This is a genomic window from Rheinheimera sp., assembly GCF_020217005.1.
Lineage (GTDB): Bacteria > Pseudomonadota > Gammaproteobacteria > Enterobacterales > Alteromonadaceae > Pararheinheimera.
In genome coordinates, this window is record NZ_JAIWOI010000023.1 from 1 (window position 1) to 10000 (window position 10000).

General features: G+C 46.4%; 10 protein-coding genes and 4 tRNA genes. 8 read left to right on the forward strand and 6 right to left on the reverse strand.

Going from position 1 to position 10000, the window contains the following annotated elements:
• The 3 genes from LDL40_RS01125 to purF all read left to right on the forward strand — a co-directional run.
• Nucleotides 1-669 (forward strand): SPOR domain-containing protein (locus LDL40_RS01125; RefSeq protein WP_300992865.1); only part of this gene is annotated, 669 nt, incomplete at its 5' end.
• A 59-nt stretch (nucleotides 670-728) separates the two neighbouring features.
• The gene (locus LDL40_RS01130; RefSeq protein ID WP_300992867.1) at nucleotides 729-1217 is read left to right on the forward strand and encodes a CvpA family protein; all 489 of its coding nucleotides are present in this window, start codon (nucleotides 729-731) and stop codon (nucleotides 1215-1217) included.
• A 20-nt stretch (nucleotides 1218-1237) separates the two neighbouring features.
• Nucleotides 1238-2752: an amidophosphoribosyltransferase gene (purF, locus tag LDL40_RS01135; protein WP_300992869.1), complete on the forward strand. Its 1515-nt coding sequence runs from the start codon at nucleotides 1238-1240 to the stop codon at nucleotides 2750-2752.
• 65 nt (nucleotides 2753-2817) lie between these two features.
• Here the strand turns inward: purF and LDL40_RS01140 are convergent, their stop codons facing one another.
• The 4 genes from LDL40_RS01140 to LDL40_RS01155 all read right to left on the reverse strand — a co-directional run bounded on the left by LDL40_RS01140 (nucleotide 2818) and on the right by LDL40_RS01155 (nucleotide 5605).
• Nucleotides 2818-3417 (reverse strand): Yip1 family protein, encoded by a 600-nt coding sequence (locus LDL40_RS01140; protein ID WP_300992871.1) that lies wholly within the window; start codon nucleotides 3415-3417, stop codon nucleotides 2818-2820.
• 176 nt (nucleotides 3418-3593) lie between these two features.
• Nucleotides 3594-4361, reverse strand: coding sequence for a tRNA isopentenyl-2-thiomethyl-A-37 hydroxylase MiaE (gene miaE / locus LDL40_RS01145; RefSeq protein ID WP_300992873.1), 768 nt, complete (start codon nucleotides 4359-4361; stop codon nucleotides 3594-3596).
• A gap of 13 nt (nucleotides 4362-4374) precedes the next feature.
• Nucleotides 4375-5118, reverse strand: a complete 744-nt coding sequence (lpxH, locus tag LDL40_RS01150) for a UDP-2,3-diacylglucosamine diphosphatase (protein ID WP_300992875.1) — start codon at nucleotides 5116-5118, stop codon at nucleotides 4375-4377.
• Nucleotides 5111-5605 (reverse strand): peptidylprolyl isomerase, encoded by a 495-nt coding sequence (locus tag LDL40_RS01155; RefSeq protein ID WP_300992877.1) that lies wholly within the window; start codon nucleotides 5603-5605, stop codon nucleotides 5111-5113. The genes lpxH and LDL40_RS01155 overlap by 8 nt, the downstream gene beginning before the upstream one ends.
• Before the next feature lie 192 nt (nucleotides 5606-5797).
• Between LDL40_RS01155 and cysS the strand changes: the two genes are divergently transcribed.
• Entirely contained in the window at nucleotides 5798-7177 is a 1380-nt protein-coding gene (gene cysS / locus LDL40_RS01160) for a cysteine--tRNA ligase (RefSeq protein WP_300992879.1), read from the forward strand.
• 62 nt (nucleotides 7178-7239) lie between these two features.
• Here the strand turns inward: cysS and folD are convergent, their stop codons facing one another.
• Nucleotides 7240-8097, reverse strand: a complete 858-nt coding sequence (folD, locus tag LDL40_RS01165; RefSeq protein ID WP_300992881.1) for a bifunctional methylenetetrahydrofolate dehydrogenase/methenyltetrahydrofolate cyclohydrolase FolD — start codon at nucleotides 8095-8097, stop codon at nucleotides 7240-7242.
• A 243-nt stretch (nucleotides 8098-8340) separates the two neighbouring features.
• On the opposite strand from folD, the gene LDL40_RS01170 reads away from it, so the two are divergent.
• From LDL40_RS01170 to LDL40_RS01185, 4 genes are all read left to right on the forward strand, one after another.
• Nucleotides 8341-8417, forward strand: a tRNA-Pro gene (locus LDL40_RS01170).
• Between the two features lie 28 nt (nucleotides 8418-8445).
• A tRNA-Arg gene (locus tag LDL40_RS01175) sits at nucleotides 8446-8522 on the forward strand.
• A 33-nt stretch (nucleotides 8523-8555) separates the two neighbouring features.
• A tRNA-His gene (locus LDL40_RS01180) sits at nucleotides 8556-8631 on the forward strand.
• A 19-nt stretch (nucleotides 8632-8650) separates the two neighbouring features.
• Nucleotides 8651-8727 (forward strand) — tRNA-Pro (locus LDL40_RS01185).
• Nucleotides 8728-8932: 205 nt separating this feature from the next.
• Here LDL40_RS01185 and LDL40_RS01190 read toward each other — a convergent pair.
• Nucleotides 8933-10000, reverse strand: a 1068-nt coding sequence (locus tag LDL40_RS01190; RefSeq protein ID WP_300992883.1) for an acyl-CoA dehydrogenase domain-containing protein, incomplete at its 5' end; no start/stop codon positions are given.

Consider the following 10000-nt stretch of genomic DNA (forward strand, 5'->3'; position numbering starts at 1 on the left):
CCTGATTTGCTGGACGGGCAAAAGCAGGTGGTCAAAGATGAATTTAAGGCCATACCGGAGCGGCCGGAATTTGCCACAGTGCAACAGGAACAAGTCTTTACCAAACAGCAATTAGCGGAAAAACAGCAGGAATTATTGGCGACTCCGGTGAATGAAACTGCAGCCGATGCTGCTTTGCCGGATAATAGTTTTGCAGAAGTCACTGCCGGAGCTCCGGGAAGTGAAGCGGCTACAGACAGTGCTGATATGGTTGCAGAAGCTACGGAAGGAACAAGCACTGACTCCATTCCTGTGCCAACAGAAAATCCTCTGGCTCCGGTTCCTGTTGCTGACAGTTCAGCACAAACCGCAGCCTCTACTGCCCCCGTTACAGAAAAGCCGGTTGAACCCAAAGGCAACCCGGCACTGAACGAAACAGCCTGGATAGTGCGGGTGGGGAGCTTCAGCAAAACAGATAACGCTACGGCTTTGGTAGCAAAATTAAAAGAAGCTGGTTTTACCACCTTTACCCGTTCAACCACTAATGCGCAAGGACAGTCTATGGTCAGTGTGGTCGTGGGGCCTGAACTAAAAAAAGAACGTCTGGAGCAAAAGCTGCAGCAACTGCAGCAGTTGACCGGAACAGCAGGTCTTAAGCTGACGGCTTTTAAACCTATCGAAAATAATTAGGTGTTATGGTGCGTGTTTTGATAGAATGCGCGCCGTCCTTAAGCATCCTTTGGTAGCAAATGGTTTGGATTGATTATGCCATTCTGGTAATTATCGGCCTGTCGACTGTGATCAGTCTGATTAGGGGATTTGCCAAAGAAGCGGTTTCTCTTATTATCTGGATATTGGCCTTTTTTGTGGCCAGTTATTACTACCCTTATCTGGCGACTTACTTCACTGAATTGCAGGATGCGCTGGTGCGTAATGCAGTTGCTATTGCTGTTCTATTTATCTCGACTCTTATTCTTGGTGCCTTAGTGAATTACCTGATTGGCCGTTTGGTTGAATCTACAGGTTTATCTGGCACAGACAGATTACTTGGCCTGATCTTTGGTGCTCTGCGTGGAGTGCTGGTGGTCAGTGCATTGTTATTTTTTCTGGATGCATTTACTGGCGCTGATCAAAGCGAGTGGTGGCAAGCGTCCAAACTAATACCCGAATTTGGTTTTATCATTGAATGGTTTTTTGAGTACATCAAAAACCATTCCAGTTTTATGCAGCGACCCTAAGCGTGGCGAGGAAATAATCGATGTGTGGTATTGTTGGAATCGTAGGTAAGTATCCGGTCAATCAGGCGTTGTACGACGGTTTAACTGTGTTGCAGCACCGTGGTCAGGATGCCGCCGGCATAGTGACAGTAGACAACAAAACCTTACGTTTGCGCAAAGCCAATGGCTTAGTGAAAGACGTATTTGAAGCCCGCCATATGCAGCGTTTGTCTGGCAATATGGGCATAGGCCATGTGCGTTACCCAACAGCGGGTTCAGCCAGTACGGCCGAAGCTCAGCCGTTTTATACCAATAGTCCTTTTGGTATAGCGCTGGCGCATAACGGTAACCTGACCAACTCTGAAGAGTTAAAAGATGAGTTATTCCGGACTGCCCGTCGTCACGTCAATACCAACTCAGATTCAGAGGCACTATTAAACGCTTTTGCCCATGAGCTGGATATTCATGCCGATATGCATGTCAACCCGGACCATATTTTCCGCGCTGTTGCTAATTTACACCGCAAAATCCGTGGTGGTTATGCAGTAGTGGCGGTCGTCATTGGTCATGGTCTGGTGGCATTTCGTGATCCAAACGGTATTCGTCCTCTGGTGATGGGGAAACGTGAAACCGCGCTTGGTACCGAGTATATGGTAGCCTCTGAAAGCGTTGCTTTAGATGCAGACGGCTTTACTGTGCTGCGTGATGTCGCTCCTGGCGAGGCTGTGTATATCACTGAAGATGGTGAGTTATACAGCCAGCAATGTGCTGAAAACCCAAGTTACGCGCCTTGTATTTTTGAATACGTCTATTTTGCCCGTCCGGACTCTACCATAGACAATGTTTCTGTTTATGCGTCTCGCGTAGCCATGGGTAAAAAGCTGGGCGAAAAAATCAAAAAAGAATGGGCCCATTTAGATATTGATGTGGTTATTCCAATTCCTGAAACCAGTAACGATGCCGCGTTACAAATCGCGCATGAGTTAGGTTTACCATACCGTCAGGGTTATGTGAAAAACCGTTACATTGGCCGTACTTTTATTATGCCGGGTCAGGGAGAGCGTAAAAAGTCAGTCAAACGTAAACTGAATGCGATTTGGCAGGAATTCAAAGGCAAAAACGTATTGCTGGTCGACGACTCTATAGTCCGTGGTACTACCTCACAACAAATCATTGATATGGCCCGTGAAGCTGGTGCGAAGAAAGTGTATTTTGCCTCAGCTGCTCCGGAAATTCGTTTCCCGAACGTCTATGGTATTGATATGCCGTCTGCCAATGAGTTGATTGCACATGGTCACGACGTAGATAGCATCTGTAAAATCATTGGCGCTGATGGCCTGATATTCCAATCGCTGGAAGATTTAGTGGATGCAGTACGTTCAGAAAATCCTGAACTGAAACGCTTTGAGACCTCAGTGTTTGATGGTGTTTACGTGACCAACGACATCGATCAGGCCTATCTGAATCGTTTGGACGCACAGCGCAACGAAGCGGCAAAGAAGAAAAAAGAAGCTGAATTATCTGCCAGTTTAGAGTTACATAACGAAGGCAACTAATACTGCTCGGAAGTTGAATAAAAAAGGGCTGTCACAGACAGCCCTTTTTTAATTTGTTTGACCAGCTAATGAGTAAAAGCCGGACCAAAGCCGGAACTCCACAAAATAGCTGTAGCTGTCATCACACAAACCAGCAGAATAAGGCCTGTGGTGACTACTGAGCTGGCATAGATAAAGCCGCGCTCTTCTGGAATATGCATCAGGATAGGCACACCTACATACAATAAATACACCGAATAGGTTAATCCTGCTAAACCCACCAGCATGACAAACCAAAGCTCTGGATATAAAGCAGCAAAACCCACCATAAATAGAGGTGTTGAGGTATAAGACGCCAATTCCAGAGTTTGGGTATAAGTTGGCTCAGAACCAAAGGTATGAGCCATCCAATGTGCCAGATAGGCAAGAGCAAAGACGCCGCCTATCAGGGCTATATACATGGCCACAGAAAGCATCAGAGCGCTGTCTGCAGTTAGACGTATAGGTTCACCGACGCCAATACTCCAGCCGATATGCACTGCCGAATAATAAGCGCAGATGGAAGGAATTAAGGCGACAAGCAGGATGTGAATTAAGCTGTATCTGAAACTTTCGTGACGTGCGTCTATCGTATGCCATTCTTCTTTGGGATGGGCATACAGCCCCCATAAGTGATTTAAAATCATAGTTGTTATCCTTGGCTACTACGTTGTTCATTGCAGGGCCACACAACAAACCCTTACCTTTGTTATGGCTAATAGAACCTGGTTCGTCAAGTTTAGGCGGGAAAATCTCTGAAAGGGTGAAAAATAGCTGCAGCTGAGTTACTGCAATATTAACCCACGTCGACAAGGCCTGGGCTTTATAAGGCGATATCGGGACTGCCGCTATGAAATTTAAAGTCAGGATCTGAACTTGAAATCAGTTCTGCTTCAAGCCGGCCAAAAAAGCCTACCCGCTCGGTAATATCGGATTTGGATATCACTTGCGCCAGCTCCAAATAGTCAGCGAAATGCCGGGCTTCAGAGCGTAACAAAGAGGTATAAAAGCTGGCTAACTCCGGGTCAACACATTCGGCGAGTTTTGCGAAACGCTCGCAGGAGCGGGCTTCGATATAAGCACCACAGATCAGCTTATCAATCAGAATTTGCGGTTCATGAGTTTTGCAGTTTTGGATCAGAGTTTTGGCATAACGGCTGGCACTGATATTTTCATAAGGAATGCCACGAGCCTGCATAATCTCCAGTACCTGACAAAAGTGGTGCAGTTCTTCGCGAATTAACAACACCATACGGTCGATAATACGATCGGAGTGCGCAAAATCAGAACGGCCAATAATGCTTTTATTTAATTTTTCAGCCTGCTTTAAACTCTGAATATCACCGTCAAAACGGTAGGCAAAGTCCTCAAAAGGTTTGAGCCAATTCAGTAAAGTTAAAGAGCTCTCTTTGTCGCAGGCATAACGGCGCAGCAGGTACATGGCGGTTTGCGCCGCTTTTAATTCGCAGATTAAGTGATCCTGTAATAAAATCGCCAGCCGCTGTGGTTTCTGCGCCTCGGCTATCCAGCTGTCCGGGGTTTCACACTGTAAAAACTGATGAATGGGCTGAAGTAATTCGGTAAAACTCATAAAAATCTCAGCATTAAGCCTGGGACAAGGGGTTAAAGTGCAGTTGCCAGCCGTCCTCTGACACATCCAGATAAGAGCTCTGACTATACCAGTCGCCTAATACATAACGTTGCGCTGCACTGCCATCGGCTAACATCAACTGATGAACTGCAGGTCTGTGGGTATGACCATGAATTAAATGCTTCACCTGATACTGCGCCATCACTTGCGGTACTTCTTCCGGCGTCACATCCATAATTTCAGATGTTTTGCCTTTTTTATCTATAGCGCTGACCCGACGTGCTTTGCGAGCCAGATGTTGGCGGTACCATAGTGGCAAGGACAATATGAGCTTCTGCCACCATTTTTGGTCCCACCAGGCGCGAAACTTTTGATAGCCAATGTCCAGGGTGCAAAGCGAGTCGCCATGCATCAGCAAGGTTGGGCGGCCATATAACTCAACTACAGTCAGTGGTGCCAGTAATTGCATACCAGAGCGCTTCGCAAAATTCTTACCCAGTAAAAAGTCGCGGTTGCCATGACAAAAATACACCGAAACAGCCTGAGCTGTTAAAGCTTTGATGGCTTCGGCCACTTCGGTCAGTAAAGGCGAGGGGTTATCATCACCAATCCAGACTTCAAACAAATCACCCAGAATGTAAAGCGCATCAGCATTCGCTGCTTTTTGCTGCAGAAAAAGCAAAAACGCCGCGGTAATATCCGGGCGTTGTTCGCTTAAATGCAGATCGGCAATAAAAAGGCTGTGGCCTTTAGCCATGGATTTCTGCTTTTTCGATGATCACGGCGTCGTTTGGTACATCGGCATGACCAAATTTACGACCTGTAGACACAGTCTTAATCTTGTTTACAACGTCCATGCCTTCAACCACTTCACCAAATACACAGTATCCCCAACCCTGAGAAGTTTCTGAGCTGAAATCTAAAAAGTCATTGTTAGCGACATTGATAAAAAACTGGCAGGTGGCTGAATGTGGATCGCTGGTACGGGCCATAGCTATGGTGCCAGTTTTGTTGGACACTTTGTTGTTGGCTTCGTTTTTAATGACTTTGCCTGTCTCTTTTTGTTCCATATCCACTGTAAAGCCGCCGCCCTGGATCATAAAGCCATTGATCACACGGTGAAAAATAGTGTTGTCGTAAAAACCTTCTTTTACATAGTTCAGGAAATTTTCGACAGTTGCAGGGGCTTTGTCGGCAAATAATGCCAGTTTGATCACGCCAAAATTGGTATGTAAGCTAACCATGATGCTCTCCTCAAGCTTAAAAACGGCGATAGTGTACCGCAGCTGTGGCATATACCCAAGTAACTTCACTACGCAGACTTTAATGTTCTGTAGCTTTAAAACAAAGCGTAAAGCGAGGATAGCTCAAGGCTTTTGCTGATGTTACACTGTCACGCTTTGTGATTGCCGTTTTGATGATTTTCCGAGGAGCCCATGCTGCAGATTTTTAACACCCTGACCCGTAAAAAAGAGCCCTTTGTGCCTTTAGTGCCTGGCAAAGTTTCTATGTATGTCTGTGGTATCACAATTTATGATTTCTGTCATGTGGGGCATGCCCGCACTTATGTCGCTTTTGATGTGATGAACCGTTATTTACGTTTCAGTGGTTACGACGTCACTTATGTGCGTAATATCACAGACGTAGACGACAAAATTATCAAAAGGGCCAATGAAAACGGTGAGAGCTGTGATGCTTTAACCGCCCGTTATACTGTTGCTATGCATGATGACTTTCATGCACTGGGATTAATGCCTGCCGATATAGAGCCTCGTGTCACCACTCATATGGCTGAAATTATTGAGCTGATTGAAACATTGGTGGTCAAAGGTTACGCCTACGTAGCCTCAGACGGTGACGTACTGTTTGATGTCAGTAAATACGCTGCCTATGGCCAATTGAGTCAGCAGAATCTGGAGATGTTGCAATCCGGCGCCAGAGTTGAAATTGATCAGGCCAAAGATGATCCATTGGATTTTGTGCTGTGGAAAATGGCCAAGCCAAATGAACCAAGCTGGTCCTCGCCATGGGGCGAAGGCCGTCCAGGCTGGCATATTGAATGTTCGGCTATGAGTGCCAAACATTTGGGCAAACATTTTGATATTCATGGTGGTGGTTCTGACCTGCAGTTCCCGCACCATGAAAATGAAATTGCCCAGTCTTGCTGTGCTCATGATACGCCTTATGTGAATACCTGGATCCATACGGGTATGGTGCAGGTGGATAAAGAAAAAATGTCTAAATCCTTAGGCAACTTCTTTACGGTTAAAGATGTACTGGCAGATTACAACGCTGAAGCTGTGCGCTATTTCCTGATCTCCAGCCATTATCGTAGTCAACTGAACTATTCGGCTGAAAACCTGTTGCAAGCACATTCCGCTTTAGGTCGTTTGTATACGGCCTTACGTGAAGTCGCTCCAGCAACAGAAGTCGACATGGACAATGAGTACGTCAAAACCTTCACTGCCGCTATGGATGATGATTTTAATACGGCTTTGGCTTTACCTGTATTGTTTGAACTGGCTCGCGATATCAACAAAGAAAAAGCGACAGATCCTGCAAAGGCGTCTCAGTTGGCCGCTTTACTGATCAAGCTCGGCGCTGTACTGGGGATTTTGCAAGGTGATGCTGAAGCCTTTTTGCAATCCGGTACAGACTCGGATGATGTGGCTGAAATTGAGGCCTTGATCGCTCAGCGTAATACAGCCCGCGCTAACAAAGACTGGGCAGCTGCAGATGCGGCCCGTGATGCTTTGGTCGCTAAGGGTATTATTCTGGAAGATAAAGCAGGGGTAACTACCTGGCGCCGGGGTTAACTAAAAATGAGGTCAGATCACATTATTTGCCAAGCAAATAATGTGATCTGACCTCATTTTATTCACTGATCGTGGAATTGCTCACAAGCTTCTAGCGTGTTTTCAATCAGACAAGCTACTGTCATAGGTCCGACACCACCTGGCACAGGCGTAATAAAACGCGCATGTTCTTTTGCTTTATCAAATTCAACATCGCCCACCAGCTTGCCGGATTCTAAGCGGTTAATACCTACGTCAATCACCAGCGCACCAGGTTTGATCCAGTCGCCCGGAATAAATTCTGCTTTACCTACGGCAACTACTACTAAATCAGCACGGCGTACGTGTTGCTCCAACTGTTTGGTGAACTTATGACAGACAGTAGTAGTGCAACCGGCTAATAACAGTTCTAACGCCATAGGACGGCCGACAATATTGGAGGCTCCTACGACTACTGCATCCATACCACGGATTTGAATCCCAGTGCTTTGCAGCAGCTTGATAATGCCTTTTGGTGTGCAAGGGCGCAGAGCAGGCATACGCTGCGCTAAACGGCCTATATTGTAAGGATGAAAGCCATCGACATCTTTTAAAGGGTCTATCCGCTCAAGAATGGCAGAAGCGTCTAAGCCTGCAGGTAAAGGCAGTTGCACCAAAATGCCATCTACTTTTTTGTCAGCATTTAACTGATCAATTAAATCAAACAATTCTTGCTGACTGGTGCTTGAAGGTAAATCGTAAGAAAAAGACTCGAAGCCGACTTCTTCACAAGCTTTGCGTTTACTGCCTACATAGACCTGAGAAGCGGCGTCCATACCTACCAGTACCACCGCAAGGCCCGGGGCTCTTTTTCCTGCTGCAAGGCGTTGCTGAACCCTTAATGCGACCTGTTGACGGGTAGATTGAGCTACCGCTTTACCATCTATGATTTGTGCTGCCATAAAACTGCTCTGTTGACCTGAAATCTGAGGATTTGTATTTTCGCACAGCTACGGCAAAGAGGCCAAGCAGATCAGTTTAAGTGACGTAAAAAGTTAAAAAATCAGCAGATTTTCCACCTGTTGAACCCTTTTATGGCAAATGGGTTCAAATATTAAGCAATCAGTTTTTTAGCTGCAAAAAAGGTTTGACGCTCCAAGGCTTGGGCTGTAATATTCCGCCCCGTTGCAGTAGTGTAGCGAAGTCGGTGATTAGCGCAGCTTGGTAGCGCACTTGGTTTGGGTCCAAGGGGTCGCAAGTTCGAATCTTGCATCACCGACCATCTTGAGAGCCTAAGGGCCTCGAATTTGGCGCCCGTAGCTCAGCTGGATAGAGCAACGGCCTTCTAAGCCGTGGGTCATAGGTTCGAGTCCTATCGGGCGCGCCATTGCAACAAGTAAGGTGTTAAATTTCTACCGTGGTGGCTGTAGCTCAGTTGGTAGAGTCCCGGATTGTGATTCCGGTTGTCGTGGGTTCGAGCCCCATCAGCCACCCCATTCTCGACAGGTTATACGTCGGTGATTAGCGCAGCTTGGTAGCGCACTTGGTTTGGGTCCAAGGGGTCGCAAGTTCGAATCTTGCATCACCGACCATTCTCCCTGTAAAGACAATAACAGCAGAAATGCTGTTTTTTTGTTTCTGCGTTTTGTAAATCTGCTCTGTCACTAACTCCTATACCTACATTTCATCTTCATCATCTACTTTTGCTTGTTCGTTTTTTCTTAAGCACTCTACCTTACCGTTTTACAGGCAAAAAAAAGCCTGCACAGGGCAGGCTTCTTTGGCAATCAATACAGCTTAAGCTGCTTCTGATTTGGCTTTTGGTTTGATATCAAACAAAGACTTATCTGCAGCCAATTCCAGCGGATCAAAATCATCCACATTGATAGTGTGCAGACGACCTTGTTCAGCCACTCGCAGCTTCTCTGCTTCAGCTTCAGTGATCACACCCAGCTCTAAACCCAAAGTTGCCACTTCGTGCAGGCGGAAGAACGGCAGGCGTTTATTCGCAGCATGCACCACTTTGTCGAAGATTGGCTCAGCAGCCAGAATATCCGTCAGGGCTTTTTCAATTAAACCAATTTGGTTATTTGGTTCCAGTGTCATATAAATGTTGGTGGCTAAACGGCTACGGGCTTCACAAGGTGTTTGCATAATACGTGACACCTGATGATCCAGCTGATCGGAAGGTTTACGTAAAGTGCGACCCCAAGGAAACAGCAGCTTGCTCAGCACTGAACCTACAAGACGATTCGGGAAGTTATCCAGCATTTCATCCAAAGCGACCTGAGCTTTGTACATATTGTCTTCACAAGCCCATTGCACTAAAGGTAAATCCTGGGCTGGACGGCCGTCGTCGTTGAAGCGCTTCAGTACAGCAGAGGTCAGATACAACATGGATAACATGTCGCCTAAACGGGCAGAGATACGTTCGCGGCGTTTAAGATCACCCCCCATGGTCCCCATAGCTACATCAGACATCAGTGCTAATGCAGCGCTGTATCTGTTCATTTGCTTATAGTACTTGGCTGTTGCATCTGCATAAGGGCTGGCGGAGAAGGCTGAATTGCTTAAGCCTAACCATAAAGCACGGAAGAAGTTGCTGATACTAAAACCAATATGGCCAAATAAAGCACGGTCAAAGGCAGTCACAGCAGCGCGTTCGTCTTCTAAACCTGCAGCTTGTAATTCAGCTAATACAAAAGGATGACAACGAATAGCGCCCTGACCATAAATAATCATGTTACGGGTTAAAATGTTGGCACCTTCTACTGTGATAGCGACAGGCGCACCCTGATAACCACGGGCCAAATAGTTGTTCGGGCCCATACAGATGCCTTTACCACCATGAATATCCATGGCATC

Coding starts and splice junctions, on each gene's coding strand:
- LDL40_RS01130 (WP_300992867.1), top strand. CDS start 729: ATGGTTTGGATTGATTATGCCATTCTGGTAATTATCGGCCTGTCGACT.
- LDL40_RS01155 (WP_300992877.1), bottom strand. CDS start 5,605: ATGGTTAGCTTACATACCAATTTTGGCGTGATCAAACTGGCATTATTT.
- cysS (WP_300992879.1), top strand. CDS start 5,798: ATGCTGCAGATTTTTAACACCCTGACCCGTAAAAAAGAGCCCTTTGTG.
- purF (WP_300992869.1), top strand. CDS start 1,238: ATGTGTGGTATTGTTGGAATCGTAGGTAAGTATCCGGTCAATCAGGCG.
- LDL40_RS01140 (WP_300992871.1), bottom strand. CDS start 3,417: ATGATTTTAAATCACTTATGGGGGCTGTATGCCCATCCCAAAGAAGAA.
- lpxH (WP_300992875.1), bottom strand. CDS start 5,118: ATGGCTAAAGGCCACAGCCTTTTTATTGCCGATCTGCATTTAAGCGAA.
- folD (WP_300992881.1), bottom strand. CDS start 8,097: ATGGCAGCACAAATCATAGATGGTAAAGCGGTAGCTCAATCTACCCGT.
- miaE (WP_300992873.1), bottom strand. CDS start 4,361: ATGAGTTTTACCGAATTACTTCAGCCCATTCATCAGTTTTTACAGTGT.